Origin of the sequence: Citrobacter sp. Marseille-Q5395 (genome assembly GCF_947057495.1) — a bacterium.
GTDB lineage: Bacteria > Pseudomonadota > Gammaproteobacteria > Enterobacterales > Enterobacteriaceae > Citrobacter > Citrobacter murliniae.
Map to the genome: position 1 here is coordinate 198,947 of NZ_CAMSEL010000001.1, position 17,854 is coordinate 216,800.

Here is a 17,854-nt window from a genome sequence, read left to right on the forward strand (position 1 = left end):
ATGAGTGCACAAGCCGAATTATTAAATGATGTCCCCGAGAATACTTATCGCAGCTCGTCTCAACAGCACGATCCCCGTAGCCATAATGATGACCCGCTATTAGATAGTTTGCTTATTCTCTGCTCTCTGCACGGTAAGCAGGCCAGCCGTTCAACATTAAGCAGCGGCCTGCCATTAGAAAACAATCAACTCACGCTGAATATTTTTCCACGTGCTGCGGCACGAGCTGGTTTAAAAGCGCGAGTGGTAACACGCTCACTCGATAAGATCCCAGCGATGTCTTTGCCTGCCATCCTGATACTGCGTTCCGGCGGAACAGGTGTGTTGCTGGCATGGAACGACGATGGCAGTGCCCGTTTTATGCCCAGTGAAAGTGAAGGCGGGGAAATATGTGTCGATTTAACAACGCTTGAACACAACTATGGCGGAAAGGCTATTTTTGCTCACCCGCGCCACGAATTCGATTTGCAGACAGAAGCTTTTCTGCCTCGTACTAAATCCTGGTTTAAAGACACGCTCAGGCTATCACGCTTTCTGTATCTGGATGCTGTGCTGGCCAGCCTGCTGATCAACCTGATCGCTCTCGGCACGCCGCTTTTTACCATGAACGTCTATGACCGCGTTGTACCGAATCAGGCTACGGTCACATTGTGGGTGCTGGCAGTGGGAATCTGTCTGGCTTTTATATTTGATCTGATTTTGAAAATGCTGCGCGGCATCTGCCTTGATATTGCCGGCAAAAAGAGCGATCTCATTATTTCATCGACCTTGTTCGAACGCATTGTCGGCATGGAAATGAAAGAGCGCCCACCCCGGGTGGGTAGCTTCGCGCAAAACATCCATGAGTTTCAGTCTCTGCGTGACTTTCTCTCGTCACTCACATTGACGACGATTATTGACCTGCCTTTTACCCTGCTATTACTGATTGTCATTGGCATCATCGGCGGCGCACTGGCGTGGATCCCCGTACTCACGCTACCCATTGCCCTGCTGTGCAGTTGGGCACTGCAAAACCCCGTCAATGCTGCGGTGGCAAAAACCATGAGCCTGGCCAGCGAACGCCAGGCGCTGCTCATTGAGACACTCAGCAGTCTGGACGCCATAAAAGTGAATAATGCGCAGAGCGAACGCCAGTTTCAATGGGAACAAACGTTGGGTAGCCTGAGCCGCCTGGAACTCCGGGTAAAAACTTTATCCAGCCTGGCGAGCAACCTGACTGGCTGGTTCCAGCAAATTTCAGGCGTCGTGATGATCGTCGTCGGCGTGTACATGATTATCGGCGGTAAACTGAGTATGGGGGGGTTGATCGCCTGTTATATGCTTAACGGCCGCGCATTAATGCCGATGGGTCAGCTTACCGGCCTCATTGCACGTTATCAGCAGGCAAAGCTGACCATCAAAAATACTGACAAGATGATGTCGCTGGCACAGGAACGTCGTGCAGATGAAAGCCCGCTCAATCGGGAACAGTTACAGGGCAGCATTGAATTTCGCGATGTAGATTTCAGTTACCCGGAACAAAAAAACCTGACACTGCACAAAATAAATCTGACCATTCAGCCAGGTGAACGTATCGGTATTATCGGGCGTAGCGGTTCAGGTAAAAGCTCTCTCAGTAAACTTCTCGTCAATCTTTATCAGCCCTGCGCCGGAAACATTCTGATAGACGGTATCGATGCCCGCCAGTTAGACGTTAACGATCTGCGTCACAGCATCGGCTACGTGCCACAGGATATCCAGTTATTCAACGGAACACTGCGGGACAACCTGCTGTGCGGAGCACGATATGTTGATGATGAAACCATGCTGCGTGCAGCGGAACTGGCAGGGGTCAACGATTTTGCGCGCCTGCATCCTGATGGCTATAACCTGCAGGTCGGCGAACGCGGCTCCCAACTGTCCGGCGGGCAGCGCCAGGCGGTCGCATTAGCCCGCGCGCTGTTACTTGCTCCCCCTATTCTACTACTTGATGAACCCACCAGCTCAATGGATAACACCAGCGAGGAGAGGCTTAAACATGCTCTTGCACCCTGTATCGCGGGTAAAACATTATTACTGGTCACCCATCGCGCCTCTATGCTGTCGCTGGTTGAGCGCCTGATTATTGTTGATAAGGGACGTATCATCGCAGATGGTCCAAAAGCGGTGGTGATGGATGCGTTAAAAAAGGGGCAGATAAATGCTTCTCACTGAGATCCTGACTCGTGCTCGCCACTATATGCAGCGCTACTTTCGCGGCCGCGATGAAAATCAAACCGACAGTATCAATGAAGTCAGTTTGGCCATTATTGATGACGCCCCCAGGGTTATTCGGCTCACGCTGTGGGTGATCCTCACGTTGGTTGTCCTGTCTTTCGTGTGGGCTGGTTTTGCAAAAATTGATGAAGTGACGCGCGGTGAAGGCAAAGCCATCCCCTCATCCAAACTACAAAAAATACAGAATCTGGAAGGCGGGATCGTGACCCGGCTTTATGTCCACGAAGGGCAAATCGTCAATGCGGGTACCCCGTTACTGCATCTTGATGACACGCGCTTTGCCTCAAACGTTGGTGAAACAGAGGCCGATAAACTCGGTTTACGGGCGAAGGTAGAACGGCTGACAGCGGAAGTGGAGAACCGGGATTTTATTATCTCGCAAGACATTGCGTCTCAAGCGCCTGACGTCGCCAGGGGGGAAACCGAGCTGTATAACAGCCGTCGGGAACAGTTTCGCAACGAAATATCCGGGCTTGAAGAACAGCTGGTACAGAAAAAACAGGAGCTACGAGACGTTGAATCGAAGCAAGATCAGTTTAAGCACAGCCTGGACTTAATCCGCCAGGAGATCAAAATGTCGGAGCCTCTGCTCGCTTCAGGCGCAATTTCTAAAGTCGAGCTGCTGCGCCTGCGCCGCACTGAAGTGGAAACCGCCGGGCAGTTAAATTCGACGAACCTAACGCTTCCCAAAGCCTCGTCAGAGATTAAAGAGATTGAGAATAAAATCGGCGAAAACCGCGGTCGTTTTCAAAGCGATGCGCTCGCACAGTTGAACGAAGCCCGCACCAATCTGAGTAAAGCCCAGGCCAGCGTAAAAGCCCTCGAAGACAGAGTTAACCGAACCATGGTCACGTCACCAGTGCGTGGTATCGTCCAGCAGGTGATGGTGAATACAATCGGCGGAGTTATTCAGCCGGGAAGCGACCTGGTTGAAATCGTCCCACTGGATGACAAGCTCCTCATCGAAGCCAAAATACAGCCTCGTGATATCGCCTTCCTTCATCCAGGACAGCATGCAATGGTGAAATTTACCGCCTACGACTACACCATCTATGGCGGTCTGAAAGGTGAAGTGGTCCAGATAAGTCCTGACACTGTTACAGATAAACAAGGCCGAAGCTTCTACGTTGTTCGCCTGCAAACGGACAAAAACTACCTGGGGACAAAAGAGCATCCAATGTTGATCATTCCAGGCATGGTCGCGACTGTCGATATTCTAACCGGCAAGAAAACGATTTTAAGCTATCTGCTGAAACCGATTCTTCGGGCGCGCGCAGAAGCGCTCAGAGAGCGTTAATCACTTACTGTGCCCCTTTCATTAAGTCAGGGGCGCGTATATTCAGGAAGGGGTATAGGAAGAGAGTTTCCCGCGATTCAGGATGATTTTTCCGTCACTCACCAGCTCCTGTAACACCTTATGGATCGCGCTTCGGGAAATATGGTTTCGCGTCAAAATGAAGGTATACACAGATGTTTTTTCGCGCACATCCGGAGCCATCGCCCAAATGAACTTTACATGTTCGATAATCAGTTCGCGGATAGTGCGGTGAGACTGCAACGTTTCGCGCTGGAAATAGCGTTGCAGATGGTGCGTTAAAATATCAAACGCCTGCTTCCACAGATTTTTAGCGGTGAACAGCAGATCGGCATTCTGCACGCTCATTGCCCACATTTCGCAATCTGTATCGCAGCGTAAATAGTGTCCAGCTACCTCCGTTCGCATTTGCGGTAGCCCCAGAATCGCTGGTGCGGAAATACTCACTGTCACTAGATCATTTTCTACACGATAAACAGAGACCGTCCCTTTCTCCAGAAACAAGATATTTCCATCGACTTTCAGATCAATACGCTGGCGTTTTTTCCGTAAGGATAACCAGGCACTGTCTGATTTTTTGATTTCTTCACCGATAAGCACTACAGACTTTTCTATTTCGTTCTGGAACATGGGGCTCTCTAACGCAGTTTTATGTTTTACAAAAAAACAGAAATAAAAATAAATGTCAGCCTGAAAATATGCTGACATTTATTTCCATTTACATTAATCGTGTTAATCCGTATACATCGCACTACAGATACTGCAACAACTTAACTATTATAGTTTAACCACCATGCTTTCCCTGGTGCAGTGGCGCGTTAACGGCGTAAGCCATATTCTCGCGTGGTGGTGCCAAACAGTATATTGCGCTGTCCATAGAGAATTAATGCTTATCACCTTTGTAGCCATTATTTCTTCTTTCTCTTCTTTACGCAATAGCCAAAAAGATACAATTCATTGATTTTAATATGTTTTATTTTCATTAAAAAATTATCGTTGTTGTTATATTATGATACTAAAATGAAACACTTCGTGGCTCTTGCTGCAAAACTGGCAGGCATTGATGCCCTTTAGCCTCGAGTGTTTTCAATACTGACCAACCATTGGATGAATCATCAAGAGTAGAGACACCATGTCCGAGACTGGTACCGTCAGTTATCTGATTGAAAGAAAAATAATCTTTACACCAGCCACACAATACCTGGCGAGAGTGGACCAACCTGAGCAACAGATAAAGCTCAAGCAAACAGCATCTTTATGTCTTTTATTACTTATTGAAAATCAAGGAAAGGTTGTCTCACAGAACGAACTGCTGGAATTTGGCTGGGGTGAAAATCATCGTCAGGCGAGCTTCAATGCCTTCTACCAGAGCATTCTCTCGCTGCGTAAAAGTTTTCTTCAGTTAGAACTGGATCCGTCCTTTATCACAACAATAAAACGCAAGGGACTGATTATTAATGAAGAGATTAGGATTGAGGAGATAGAAACTCCGCAAATTCTCGCTTCAGTAGCAGAGGAATCATGCGTACTAAACGCTGACCTGACTGAATTCTCTGATGAGACACCGCATAAGCCGCTGATAACCAAAACAGAAACGATGCTCATCGCACTCACTATTATCATCTGTGGTTTGATACTGTACCCACGAACTGCCAGCGATGATTATTTTTCAGGCTATATCACCGCACAAAATAACCCTACTGATTGTCAGTATTATTTTAACCATGATGCCAGCAATGTCACCCGGCATACCTCTTTTATCGACAGAAACCCTGGGTTATGTCAGAGCAATAAATATATTTATATAACAACCTATCCTGAATCCAAAAAGTTGTCGGTGATCCTTTGCCGCTCCCCAATGCAGAGAGAGCAGAAAAATACTTGTCAGTCTATCTATTACCCACGGTACGATAGTTAATGAATATAAATATTCGCACTCCCCGGCTCCGAATACAAACAGGTATTATCCTGCTACTTTGTGTCGTGGTTATTATTCTTACTGCGTTTTATCAGCATGGTAAAAATCATAACCATCTGCATAATCTTGCCTGCCGGGCAACTATTGAAATAGTACGCAATACCGCCTCATTTCGTGGGGTCATTGATATCAAAACCGGGGATAGTAAAGGCATTGTGAATATTGATGGCATTATCAAAGATGCAACGAATAATGATCAAACCGTGCAACGAATGGTGCTCTTTACACACTCCAGTTATGGTTCAAGTCCGGTCTGGGTATCGCAGGAAATCCATATCTCAAATCGTGAAACAGCTCCCACCAGTATTATTCAGGAGCTACTCCCCGATTTATTCCTGACCAACACAAGCATCTCCAATGTCGATCTATTCGCCATGAATAGTGAAACATATCTGATTACTAAAGAAGGGATCCCTTATCTTTACTGCCAGAATTACGCGTTGCCAGGAAATGAATAATGGCTCAGCTTTCTGACGCCAGCTCCCCGGATATCGGTTTTATCGTCCGGTTCACGATGACCGGTTGACTCATCCTCGCATTGCGCTAAATCCCACGGATGAATCTCTGGGGTGGTCGGTGATAAGATACCCCATTCAGGCTGAGCCTAAGCTCACCGTTACTGCCTTCAGGCTGCTTTCGATATAAAAATTTATGGGTTTATGTGAGTTTACAGGGGTTCACATGAAACGACCCAGGTACCCAAAAAGATTAAAAAAACGAGCTGAATCAATATGAAAGAGTCACTTGATACGGACTTCACCAATCACACCCCCATGATGCAGCAGTATCTCAAGCTGAAGGCTCAGCACCCGGAGATACTGCTGTTTTACCGCATGGGCGACTTTTACGAGCTGTTCTACGACGATGCAAAACGTGCGTCGCAACTGCTTGATATCTCGCTGACAAAACGCGGTGCGTCTGCAGGCGAGCCGATCCCGATGGCGGGTATTCCTCATCACGCGGTGGAAAACTACCTCGCCAAGCTGGTCAATCAGGGCGAGTCAGTCGCCATTTGCGAACAGATTGGTGATCCGGCCACCAGTAAAGGGCCGGTTGAACGCAAAGTTGTACGCATCGTAACGCCTGGCACTATCAGCGATGAAGCGCTGTTGCAGGAACGTCAGGACAACCTGCTGGCCGCCATCTGGCAGGACAGTAAAGGCTACGGCTACGCCACGCTGGACATTAGTTCTGGCCGTTTTCGCGTCAGTGAACCCGCCGACCGCGAGACCATGGCAGCTGAACTGCAACGAACCAACCCGGCGGAACTGCTGTATGCCGAAGATTTTGCAGAAACATCACTGATCGAAGGTCGTCGCGGACTGCGTCGCCGTCCACTGTGGGAATTTGAGATAGACACCGCCCGCCAGCAGCTTAACTTGCAGTTTGGCACGCGGGATCTGATTGGCTTTGGCGTCGAGAACGCTCCGCGCGGACTATGTGCCGCAGGCTGCCTGCTGCAATATGTAAAAGATACGCAGCGTACTTCTCTACCGCATATTCGCTCCATCACCATGGAACGCCAGCAGGACAGCATCATTATGGATGCTGCTACTCGCCGTAATCTGGAGATTACCCAGAATCTGGCGGGAGGCGTAGAAAACACTCTGGCCTCAGTGCTCGACTGCACCGTCACCCCCATGGGCAGCCGTATGCTTAAACGCTGGCTGCATATGCCGGTACGCGACACTAACGTCCTGACTGAACGCCAGCAGACTATCGGCGCGCTCCAGGATGCCACAGCAGAGCTACAGCCAGTGCTGCGTCAGGTTGGTGACCTGGAACGTATTCTGGCCCGCCTGGCACTGCGCACCGCGCGTCCACGCGATCTCGCCCGTATGCGTCACGCCTTTCAACAATTACCGGAACTGCGCGCACAACTGGAGAGCGTTGATAGCGCTCCGGTACAGATGCTGCGCGAGAAAATGGGCGAATTCACCGAGCTGCGTGAACTGCTGGAACGCGCCGTGGTTGATGCACCGCCAGTGCTGGTCCGCGATGGCGGTGTCATCGCGCCAGGCTATAACGAAGAGCTGGACGAGTGGCGCGCACTGGCTGATGGGGCAACTGACTATCTGGACAGACTGGAGATCCGCGAGCGCGAACGAACCGGCCTGGACACGCTGAAGGTTGGATTTAATGCCGTACACGGTTACTACATTCAGATTAGCCGTGGGCAGAGCCATCTGGCCCCCATAAACTACGTGCGCCGCCAGACTCTGAAAAACGCCGAACGCTACATTATTCCTGAGCTCAAAGAGTATGAAGACAAAGTACTGACCTCAAAAGGCAAAGCACTGGCGCTGGAAAAACAGTTGTACGATGAACTGTTCGACATGCTGTTACCACATCTGGCTGATTTGCAGCAGAGCGCCAGCGCGCTGGCAGAGCTGGATGTTCTGGTCAACCTGGCCGAGCGTGCATATACGCTGAACTACACCTGCCCGACTTTCACCGATAAACCCGGAATTCGTATTACCGAAGGTCGTCATCCGGTGGTGGAACAGGTGCTGACAGAGCCGTTTATTGCCAACCCGTTAAGCCTTTCGCCTCAGCGTCGGATGTTGATCATCACCGGCCCGAATATGGGGGGTAAAAGTACCTATATGCGCCAGACTGCGCTGATTGCGTTGCTGGCCTATATCGGCAGCTATGTTCCGGCACAAAAGGTGGAGATCGGCCCAATCGACCGCATCTTTACCCGCGTGGGTGCTGCAGATGACCTGGCTTCCGGCCGTTCAACCTTTATGGTCGAGATGACTGAAACTGCCAACATCCTGCATAACGCCACCGAGAACAGCCTGGTTCTGATGGACGAGATTGGACGCGGTACGTCAACTTACGACGGCCTGTCACTGGCATGGGCATGTGCAGAAAATCTCGCTAATAAAATCAAAGCATTAACGTTATTCGCAACACACTACTTCGAGCTGACACAGTTACCGGAGAAAATGGAAGGCGTTGCCAACGTGCATCTGGACGCGTTAGAACACGGTGATACCATCGCCTTTATGCATAGCGTACAGGATGGTGCAGCAAGTAAGAGCTACGGCCTGGCAGTGGCTGCACTGGCAGGTGTACCGAAAGACGTTATCAAACGTGCGCGACAAAAACTTCGCGAGCTGGAAAGTATTACACCAAATGCAGCCGCTACTCAGGTAGATGGTACGCAAATGTCGCTGCTTTCCGCTCCTGAAGAAACCTCTCCAGCCATCGAAGCTCTGGAAAATCTCGACCCGGATTCCCTGACGCCACGCCAGGCGCTGGAGTGGATCTATCGGTTGAAAAGCCTGGTTTAACAGGACGATGCCCTTATCAACCGGATGAGGCATTTACTCCTCCATCCGGTAATTGAGACTTCATACCTGCGCAGGTAAAAGAAAAAGGCCAGTCTCTCGACTGGCCTTTCTTGATAGAACTTTGCTTACTCGCGGAACAGCGCTTCGATATTCAGCCCCTGAGTCTGCAGGATTTCACGCAGACGACGCAGACCTTCAACCTGAATCTGGCGAACACGTTCACGGGTGAGACCAATTTCACGGCCCACATCTTCCAGTGTCGCAGCTTCATATCCCAGCAAACCGAAACGACGTGCCAGCACTTCACGCTGTTTGGCGTTCAGTTCGAACAGCCATTTGACGATGCTCTGTTTCATATCATCGTCTTGCGTGGTGTCTTCCGGACCGTTTTCCTTTTCATCGGCCAGAATATCCAGCAACGCTTTTTCGGAATCGCCACCCAGCGGGGTGTCTACCGAGGTAATGCGCTCGTTGAGTCGGAGCATACGGCTAACGTCATCAACCGGTTTATCCAGTTGTTCTGCAATCTCTTCTGCGCTCGGTTCGTGGTCCAGTTTATGCGACAACTCACGCGCGGTACGCAGATAGACGTTCAGCTCTTTTACAATGTGGATCGGCAGTCGGATAGTACGGGTTTGGTTCATAATCGCCCGTTCTATCGTCTGGCGGATCCACCAGGTTGCGTATGTTGAGAAGCGGAACCCGCGTTCCGGGTCAAACTTCTCGACGGCACGGATAAGCCCCAGATTGCCCTCTTCAATCAGATCCAGCAATGCCAGACCACGATTGCCATAACGACGGGCAATTTTAACCACCAGACGCAGGTTACTTTCAATCATGCGACGGCGAGAGGCAACATCTCCACGCAGTGCGCGACGCGCAAAATAAACTTCTTCTTCGGCTGTTAACAGTGGTGAATACCCAATCTCACCAAGGTAAAGCTGAGTCGCGTCCAACACACGCTGTGTGGCCCCTTGCGATAACAGCTCCTCTTCAGCCAGGTCGTTATCACTGGGTTCCTCTTCACTCAAGGCTTTTTCATCAAAAGCCTCTACTCCGTTCTCATCAAATTCCGCATCTTCATTTAAATCATGAACTTTCAGCGTATTCTGACTCATAAGGTGGCTCCTACCCGTGATCCCTAACGGAACTAGCAAGTGAAAGCCTGGTTCCGCCGAATTATCGCTGCGGTAAATAACGCAGCGGGTTTACGGATTTCCCCTTGTAACGAATTTCAAAATGCAATCGTGTTGAACTGGTTCCGGTACTACCCATGGTAGCTATTTTCTGCCCCGCCTTGATTTCTTGTTGTTCCCGGACCAGCATCGTATCGTTATGGGCGTAGGCGCTCAGGTAATCATCGTTATGTTTGATGATAATAAGATTACCGTAACCACGCAGTGCGTTACCGGCATATACGACGCGCCCATCTGCGGTCGCGACAATAGCCTGTCCCTTACTGCCTGCAATGTCGATCCCTTTATTGCCACCCTCGGTAGCCGCGAAGTTTTCGATCACTTTGCCGTCAGTCGGCCAGCGCCAGGTAGAGATTGGCGCGCTGGTAGATGTTGAGCTTGCAGTCGATTCGGTTGTGCTAACTGCTGGAGCCGTTACTGGCGCTGTGACAACTGTCCCAGCAGGCTTGTTGTTCGGCAACATTTTGTTAGCACTTTGTTCACCTGAATCCTCAGAATACGTAATTGTTGGTTTCGAAGCAACAGCAACGGTGGAATTTTGTGCAGGGTTGGTCACAACTCCTTGCTGTGCTGCATCCGCCTGAGTGATTGCATTACCACCGGTAATCGGTGCACCCGACGCGTTGCCCACTTGCAGAGTCTGCCCCACATTCAGGCCATACGGGGCCGGAACGTTATTTCGTTGTGCGAGGTCACGGAAATCGTTCCCGGTAATCCAGGCAATATAGAAAAGCGTGTCACCTTTCTTAACCGTATAAGTACTGCCGCCGGTATAACTACCTTTCGGAATGTTCCCATACTTACGATTGTACACAATACGACCGTTTTCCATCTGAACCGGTTGTTCCGCAACGGGTTGGATCTGTCCGGACTGAGTGACCGGACGCTGCACCGGTTGGATCTGTGGCGTTTGCTGTGCTGTCGCCGTTGTGCCCATTTTTGGTGGAGGCGTAATTAGCATGCCGGAGCTGGTGTTCGTTGAGCCGCCACCGCCAACAGAACTGACCGGCGCTGGTGGATTCGAGGTGTTAGAACAACCTGCCAGCCATAACGAAACCAGTGACAATGCCGCAATGCGGCGAACGGTAAATTTGTGGCTTCCCGCGCTCATTTATCCCCCAGGAAAATTTGGTTAAAACCCGTGACGTAATCACCGTGCAAAGCATCGGGCTGGACACTGGAAAACGTGACCACGATACGCTTACTAATTCCAGAATATCCAGGAAAACTCCAGGTATTCAGAACCTGTATCTACGCTAATTCCCCTTTCACTAAGGGAACAAAACGTACGGCCTCCACGGTGTCGATAATAAATTCGCCCCCCCGACGACGCACCCTTTTCAAAAACTGGTGCTCATCACCCACGGGTAGGACGAGAATGCCGCCTTCATCCAACTGCGTCATTAATGCTGTTGGGATCTCCGGCGGAGCTGCCGTCACAATAATAGCGTCAAATGGGGCTCGCGCTTGCCAGCCTTGCCATCCATCACCATGACGAGTCGAAACATTGTGTAAATCGAGCTGCTTCAGTCGACGTCGCGCCTGCCATTGCAAACCTTTGATCCGCTCAACGGAACAGACATGCTGCACCAGATGCGCCAGAATTGCCGTCTGGTAACCAGAACCAGTACCAATTTCCAGCACCCGCGATTGTGGCGTTAACTCGAGAAGCTCGGTCATGCGGGCAACCATATAGGGCTGCGAAATCGTCTGCCCCTGGCCAATCGGCAGGGCGATGTTTTCCCAGGCCTTATGCTCAAACGCCTCATCAATGAATTTTTCACGCGGCACGGCAGCGAGCGCATCAAGGACATGCTCGTCTCTGATGCCCTGCGCACGTAATTGTTCAAGAAGAGTGTGTACGCGTCTGCTTACCATTGCGTGTTAACTCCCACGCTGTCTAACCAGTCAGAAACGACCTCATGGGCACCGTAAGCGGTTAAATCGACATGCAGCGGAGTGACCGAGACATAGCCTTCATCTACAGCAGCAAAGTCCGTATCCGGCCCGGCATCGCATTTTTCTCCCGGCGGTCCAATCCAGTACAGCGTGTTACCACGCGGATCCTGCTGTGGAATCACTTGATCCGCCGGATGACGACTACCACAGCGAGTGACGCGAATGCCTTTAATCTGATCCAGCGGCAAATCCGGTACATTAATATTCAGAATGCGCCCGGTTCGCAGCGGTTCACGGCTCAGCGCCCGCAAAATACGACAAGTTACCGCCGCGGCAGTATCGTAATGTTTATGACCGTCAAGGGAGACGGCCAGCGCAGGGAATCCCAGGTGTCGCCCTTCCATTGCCGCAGCGACAGTCCCTGAATAGATAACATCATCGCCCAGATTAGGGCCTGCGTTAATCCCGGAAACCACGATATCCGGGCGCGGACGCATTAACGCGTTTACGCCCAGATATACGCAGTCAGTAGGTGTTCCCATTTGCACAGCGATATCGCCGTTATCAAAGGTAAAGGTGCGAAGCGAGGATTCCAGCGTCAGCGAGTTAGACGCGCCACTGCGGTTACGATCCGGGGCAACTACCTGTACATCAGCAAACTCACGCAGCGCTTTCGCCAGCGTTTGTATACCGGGTGCATGAACCCCATCATCGTTACTCAGCAATATACGCATAATCACCCATTGTGTTAATAAGTTCCCTTACAACACTGGTGGCGAAGCTACCTGCCGGTAGCCAGAAGCGCAACTCAACGGTTACATCATCCCACCAGTTCCAGCTTAATTGTTGCGGATACAGCAGCATAGCGCGACGCGATGCTTCAACTTTTTCACGTAATAACAAAGACTGCAGCGTAGTTTCATCAGCAATAGCAGCCTCTTCAAACGCCAGCGCATCGCGCTGAGTTCCCCACTCACCGCTGCCCGGTAATGCTGCTGTAATCATTAATTCTTTTTCATCGACACGACGCTGTAATTCAACCTGTTCTTCCGCTGTCGCGACAAACCAACTTCCTCGTCCCGACAATTGTAGCGCATCGCCGTCAACAACTTGATTAAAGTCTGTTTTTTTCAACCGTTCGTTGACTATCTGATTAAACAACGCGCTGCGGGCTGCCGACAACCAAAAACTGCGTTTATTGCGATCGCGCACCGGAGCATCACTTTGTGCCCAGCGTAGCGCCCCTTGCAGGTTACTGCCGCCAATGCCAAAACGCTGCGCGCCAAAATAGTTCGGCACGCCGCGCTCGCTAATTGCCTGCAAACGCGCTTCAACGTCATCACGTGCGCTGACTTCGCGCAGAACCAACGTAAATGCGTTACCTTTCAAAGCGCCTAAACGCAGCTTACGCTTGTGGCGGGAGTACTCCAGCACTTTACAGCCTTCAAGCTCAAATTTGCTTAAATCAGGCATCGTATTGCCCGGCACGCGCGCGCACAGCCACTGTTCCGTGACTGCATGCTTATCTTTCTGCCCGGCAAAGCTCACTTCACGGGCATGGATTTTCAGGAATTTAGCCAGCGCGTCAGCCACAAAACGCGTGTTACAACCATTTTTCAGGATGCGAACCAGAACGTGCTCCCCTTCACCGTCCGGTTCGAAGCCTAAATCTTCGACGACCACAAAGTCTTCCGGATTTGCTTTCAGCACGCCACTGCCTTGTGGTTTACCGTGGAGATACGTCAGAGCGTCAAATTCAGTCATTTCGTTGCCTTTATGAGTAAGGCCACCGCTTCACAGGCAATCCCTTCCCCACGTCCGGTAAATCCGAGTTTTTCCGTGGTGGTCGCTTTCACGTTAACATCATCCATATGGCAGCCGAGATCTTCGGCAATAAATACACGCATTTGCGGAATGTGCGGCAGCATCTTCGGCGCCTGAGCAATAATAGTCACATCCACATTACCAAGGGTATATCCTTTGGCCTGAATACGGCGCCAGGCTTCACGCAATAATTCGCGGCTATCCGCCCCTTTAAAGGCCGGATCGGTATCCGGAAAGAGTTTACCAATATCACCTAACGCCGCTGCCCCTAAAAGGGCATCGGTCAGTGCATGGAGTGCAACATCCCCATCAGAATGCGCCAGCAATCCCTTTTCATACGGGATGCGCACACCACCAATGATAATTGGGCCTACGCCTCCAAAGGCGTGTACGTCAAAACCGTGTCCAATTCGCATTATGCATTCTCCAGATGGGTTGTTCGGGTCAGATAAAATTCGGCAAGCGCCAGATCTTCCGGGCGGGTGACTTTAATATTGTCAGCGCGCCCTTCGACCAGTTGCGGATGAAAACCACAATATTCCAGCGCCGAGGCCTCATCTGTAATGGTCGCGCCTTCATTTAGCGCCCGGATAAGGCAGTCGTGTAACAGCTCACGAGGAAAAAACTGCGGCGTCAACGCATGCCATAAATCAGTGCGATCTACCGTATGGGCGATGTCTGTTTTGCCCGGCTCCGCACGTTTCATCGTATCTCGCACCGGTGCGGCAAGGATACCGCCAGTACGGCTGGTTTCACTTATCGCCAGCAAACGGGATAAATCGTCCTGATGCAGACACGGCCTGGCAGCATCATGCACCAGTACCCATCGGGCTTCCCCGGCGGCTTGCAAACCGGCAAGAACCGAATCGGCGCGTTCATTACCGCCATCGACAACGGTGATTTGAGGATGTTGGGCCAGAGGAAGTTGGGCAAAGCGGCTGTCGCCAGGGCTGATGGCAATGACGACTCGCGTCACCCGGGGATGCGCGAGTAGCGCATGGACCGAGTGCTCAAGAATGGTTTTATTACCAATTGAAAGGTACTGCTTAGGACACTCTGTTTGCATTCGGCGGCCAAACCCGGCAGCCGGCACCACGGCGCAAACGTCCAATAAAGTGGCTGCCATGTTAGATCCCTGGATGGTTTATCGATTGTTTTGTCCTGCAGTCTGCGCGCGTTTAGACGCGTCAGGCACCAGACGATAAAACGTTTCGCCCGGCTTAGTCATACTGAGTTCGTTGCGTGCGCGCTCTTCAATCGCTTCCTGACCGCCATTGAGATCGTCAATTTCGGCAAAGAGCTGATCGTTACGCGCCTTAAGTTTCGCGTTTGTAGCTTGTTGCGCAGCCACATCATCGTTGACGCGGCTATAGTCATGTATGCCGTTCTTACCGAACCACAGCGAATACTGCAGCCAGACTAATAAAGCCAGCAACAGCAGCGTTAGTTTACCCATCCTGCCCCCTGAAAAACGGCATCAACATCCCATAATATCCGCAGACGACTTTACGTCCGCAGGTGGGAACGCCGCGACAACGCGGGCAAATGTACCACATTTGCCCGTTGTTACGTATACCCCGTGTAAGGAGAACATAATCTCATTGTTGGTTACGGTTTGAATTATGACCAGTCCGGCATATAGCCCCGGACGTCATTAAAAAGAAGGGAACCAGCCTAACCCAGTAGCCACATGAACAGCGCTCCGAACATCAGCCCAACCGCCAGCAGCGTAAAAGTGATGCTCAGCAGCAGTTTGCCCTTCACTAAAGAGTGTAGGGCAATACCCGCCACAATCGCGACGGGCAGTAGCGCCAGGAAAAAAGGCCAGGTATAAATAAAGAAAAACAGCGTGTTAGGACCATAAATTAGACAAGGGATCCCCAGAGCCATCATCCATGCCACAAAACCAACCACGGCCCCCGGTAATGACCAGGTGGTCTCGTCGTCGGTTTTGAAGGTATCTGACTCTGTAAAAGTAATGTTATGGCTATTACGCATATCTAATCCTGTGACCTTGACTGCCCGGGCATACAAGTCCGGTGGTGTCTCAGGATCTGATAATATCTTGCTGCTTCAGCAGGTCTAATAATTGAGAGACCAAATTTGTTACCAATTGTTCACCATCCAGATGAATTTCAGGCGATTCAGGCGCTTCGTACACCGAGTCAATTCCGGTGAAATTGTGTAACTCCCCTGCACGCGCTTTTTTATACAGTCCTTTTGGATCGCGTAATTCACATATTTCCAGTGGCGTATCGACGAATACTTCAATAAAACGCCCATCGCCCACACGTTCACGCACCATGTGTCGCTCAGCACGGTGCGGGGAAATAAATGCGGTCAGCACCACCAGACCGGCGTCCACCATCAGATTAGCCACTTCCCCAACCCGGCGAATGTTTTCCTTACGATCGGCATCGCTAAAACCGAGATCGCTGCACAGACCGTGACGTACGTTATCGCCATCCAACAAATACGTGCTGACGCCTTGTTTATGCAAAGCCTCTTCCAGCGCCCCCGCCACCGTCGATTTACCGGAACCAGAGAGTCCGGTAAACCACAGCACAACACCACGATGTCCGTGGCGTTGCTCCCGCTGTTGCGGCGTAACAGGATGGGCATGCCAGACGACGTTTTCGTCATGCAGCGCCATTAATTGCCTCCCAGCAAATCGCGCGCACCCCAGTGTGGGAAGTGACGGCGTACCAGTGCATTAAGTTCCAGTTCAAAGGCGCTAAACTGGGATGCAGTGACATGCTCCTGTTCGACAGGCTCACGTACCAGCCCGGCCCCAACGGTGACGCTGGTCAGACGGTCAATGATAATCAGGCCACCCGTAACCGGATTCTGCTGATAGGTATCCAGCACCAGCGGTTCATCAAAGGTCAGATCAACCAGACCAATGCCGTTGAGCGGTAACGCATCAACTTCACGTTGAGTCAGATTGTTGATGTCGACCTGATACTGCACGTTATCAACACGCGCACGCGTCTTTTTGCCCGCAACTTTGATGTCATAGCTCTGCCCAGGCGACAGCGGTTGTTCCGCCATCCACACGACATCCACAGCCGCACTTTGCACTGCCGGCAATGTTTCGCTGGCATCAAGCAGCAGATCGCCACGACTGATGTCGATCTCATCTTTCAGCACCAGAGTGATCGCTTCACCCGCATGAGCTTCCTGTAAGTCTCCATCGAACGTGACTATCCGCGCCACACTCGACTCAACGCCAGACGGCAGCACTTTAATCCGTTGTCCAACTTTTACGCTACCAGAGGCCAGCGTTCCGGCGTAGCCACGAAAATCGAGATTCGGTCGATTCACATACTGCACCGGGAAGCGCATCGGCTGGGTATCGACCACACGCTGGATTTCAACCGTTTCCAGAACTTCCAGCAACGTTGGGCCGCTGTACCATGGCATGCTGGCACTTTGCGAAGCCACGTTATCGCCTTCAAGCGCGGAAAGCGGCACGAAGCGGATATCCAGATTGCCCGGTAGCTGTTCAGCAAAAGTCAGATAGTCTTCGCGAATCCGGTTAAATGTCTCTTCGCGAAAGCCCACCAGATCCATTTTGTTGATTGCCACGACCAGATGCTTAATGCCAAGCAGCGTGGAGATAAAGCTGTGACGGCGAGTCTGATCCAGCACGCCTTTGCGCGCATCAATCAGCAAGATCGCCAGATCACAGGTAGACGCACCGGTCGCCATGTTGCGGGTGTACTGTTCGTGACCAGGGGTATCGGCAATGATAAATTTGCGCTTCTCGGTAGAAAAATAGCGGTAGGCCACATCGATAGTGATCCCCTGCTCACGCTCGGCTTGCAGGCCATCGACCAGCAGCGCCAGATCGAGCTTCTCGCCCTGAGTGCCATGACGTTTGCTGTCATTATGCAGCGACGAAAGCTGATCTTCGTAAATCTGACGCGTGTCATGTAGCAGACGCCCGATCAACGTACTTTTCCCATCATCCACGCTACCGCAGGTTAAAAAACGCAACAGACTTTTGTGTTGTTGGGCGACCATCCAGGCTTCAACGCCGCCTTCATTGGCAATTTGTTGTGCAAGTGTAGTGTTCATGGCGGCT

17 protein-coding genes are annotated in these 17,854 nt (G+C 51.1%); 5 read left to right on the forward strand and 12 right to left on the reverse strand.

Annotation, left to right across the window (positions count from 1 at the left end; translation table 11 throughout):
- A complete protein-coding gene (locus OH663_RS00935) occupies positions 1 to 2,193 on the forward strand; it encodes a type I secretion system permease/ATPase (RefSeq protein WP_223307008.1) in 2,193 nt (730 codons plus the stop codon).
- Positions 2,180 to 3,553 (forward strand): HlyD family type I secretion periplasmic adaptor subunit, encoded by a 1,374-nt coding sequence (locus OH663_RS00940; protein ID WP_045446770.1) that lies wholly within the window; start codon positions 2,180 to 2,182, stop codon positions 3,551 to 3,553. Before OH663_RS00935 ends, OH663_RS00940 begins: the two co-directional genes overlap by 14 nt.
- A 42-nt stretch (positions 3,554 to 3,595) precedes the next feature.
- Here OH663_RS00940 and OH663_RS00945 read toward each other — a convergent pair whose 3' ends face one another.
- Complete coding sequence (locus OH663_RS00945; RefSeq protein ID WP_045449769.1) at positions 3,596 to 4,201, reverse strand: helix-turn-helix domain-containing protein; 606 nt, start codon at positions 4,199 to 4,201, stop codon at positions 3,596 to 3,598.
- Positions 4,202 to 4,703: 502 nt separating this feature from the next.
- Here OH663_RS00945 and OH663_RS00950 point away from each other — a divergent pair.
- The 3 genes from OH663_RS00950 to mutS all read left to right on the forward strand — a co-directional run bounded on the left by OH663_RS00950 (position 4,704) and on the right by mutS (position 8,848).
- Positions 4,704 to 5,489, forward strand: coding sequence for a winged helix-turn-helix domain-containing protein (locus OH663_RS00950; RefSeq protein ID WP_200009906.1), 786 nt, complete (start codon positions 4,704 to 4,706; stop codon positions 5,487 to 5,489).
- Positions 5,489 to 6,007, forward strand: coding sequence for a hypothetical protein (locus tag OH663_RS00955; RefSeq protein WP_045446774.1), 519 nt, complete (start codon positions 5,489 to 5,491; stop codon positions 6,005 to 6,007). The genes OH663_RS00950 and OH663_RS00955 overlap by 1 nt, the downstream gene beginning before the upstream one ends.
- Positions 6,008 to 6,280: 273 nt before the next feature.
- Positions 6,281 to 8,848, forward strand: coding sequence for a DNA mismatch repair protein MutS (mutS, locus tag OH663_RS00960; RefSeq protein ID WP_045446776.1), 2,568 nt, complete (start codon positions 6,281 to 6,283; stop codon positions 8,846 to 8,848).
- A 125-nt stretch (positions 8,849 to 8,973) separates the two neighbouring features.
- Here the strand turns inward: mutS and rpoS are convergent, their stop codons facing one another.
- From rpoS to cysN, 11 genes are all read right to left on the reverse strand, one after another.
- Positions 8,974 to 9,966 carry an RNA polymerase sigma factor RpoS gene (rpoS, locus tag OH663_RS00965; RefSeq protein ID WP_000081498.1) on the reverse strand — a complete coding sequence of 331 codons (993 nt, stop codon included), beginning with the start codon at positions 9,964 to 9,966 and terminating at the stop codon, positions 8,974 to 8,976.
- A gap of 61 nt (positions 9,967 to 10,027) precedes the next feature.
- On the reverse strand, positions 10,028 to 11,110 hold the full coding sequence (gene nlpD, locus OH663_RS00970; RefSeq protein ID WP_223307009.1) for a murein hydrolase activator NlpD: 1,083 nt from the start codon (positions 11,108 to 11,110) through the stop codon (positions 10,028 to 10,030).
- Between the two features lie 185 nt (positions 11,111 to 11,295).
- Complete coding sequence (gene pcm, locus OH663_RS00975) at positions 11,296 to 11,922, reverse strand: protein-L-isoaspartate O-methyltransferase (protein WP_045446783.1); 627 nt, start codon at positions 11,920 to 11,922, stop codon at positions 11,296 to 11,298.
- Positions 11,916 to 12,677: a 5'/3'-nucleotidase SurE gene (gene surE / locus OH663_RS00980; protein WP_045446786.1), complete on the reverse strand. Its 762-nt coding sequence runs from the start codon at positions 12,675 to 12,677 to the stop codon at positions 11,916 to 11,918. The genes pcm and surE overlap by 7 nt, the downstream gene beginning before the upstream one ends.
- On the reverse strand, positions 12,658 to 13,707 hold the full coding sequence (gene truD, locus OH663_RS00985; RefSeq protein WP_200009907.1) for a tRNA pseudouridine(13) synthase TruD: 1,050 nt from the start codon (positions 13,705 to 13,707) through the stop codon (positions 12,658 to 12,660). The genes surE and truD overlap by 20 nt, the downstream gene beginning before the upstream one ends.
- The gene (gene ispF / locus OH663_RS00990; protein WP_003034167.1) at positions 13,704 to 14,183 is read right to left on the reverse strand and encodes a 2-C-methyl-D-erythritol 2,4-cyclodiphosphate synthase; all 480 of its coding nucleotides are present in this window, start codon (positions 14,181 to 14,183) and stop codon (positions 13,704 to 13,706) included. The genes truD and ispF overlap by 4 nt, the downstream gene beginning before the upstream one ends.
- A complete protein-coding gene (gene ispD / locus OH663_RS00995; protein ID WP_200009908.1) occupies positions 14,183 to 14,893 on the reverse strand; it encodes a 2-C-methyl-D-erythritol 4-phosphate cytidylyltransferase in 711 nt (236 codons plus the stop codon). The genes ispF and ispD overlap by 1 nt, the downstream gene beginning before the upstream one ends.
- 18 nt (positions 14,894 to 14,911) lie before the next feature.
- The gene (gene ftsB, locus OH663_RS01000) at positions 14,912 to 15,223 is read right to left on the reverse strand and encodes a cell division protein FtsB (protein WP_003034163.1); all 312 of its coding nucleotides are present in this window, start codon (positions 15,221 to 15,223) and stop codon (positions 14,912 to 14,914) included.
- A gap of 218 nt (positions 15,224 to 15,441) precedes the next feature.
- Complete coding sequence (locus OH663_RS01005) at positions 15,442 to 15,765, reverse strand: DUF3561 family protein (protein WP_045446796.1); 324 nt, start codon at positions 15,763 to 15,765, stop codon at positions 15,442 to 15,444.
- A 49-nt stretch (positions 15,766 to 15,814) separates the two neighbouring features.
- Entirely contained in the window at positions 15,815 to 16,420 is a 606-nt protein-coding gene (gene cysC / locus OH663_RS01010) for an adenylyl-sulfate kinase (protein WP_045446799.1), read from the reverse strand.
- Positions 16,420 to 17,847, reverse strand: a complete 1,428-nt coding sequence (cysN, locus tag OH663_RS01015; RefSeq protein ID WP_263525672.1) for a sulfate adenylyltransferase subunit CysN — start codon at positions 17,845 to 17,847, stop codon at positions 16,420 to 16,422. The genes cysC and cysN overlap by 1 nt, the downstream gene beginning before the upstream one ends.
- Positions 17,848 to 17,854 lie beyond the last annotated feature (7 nt).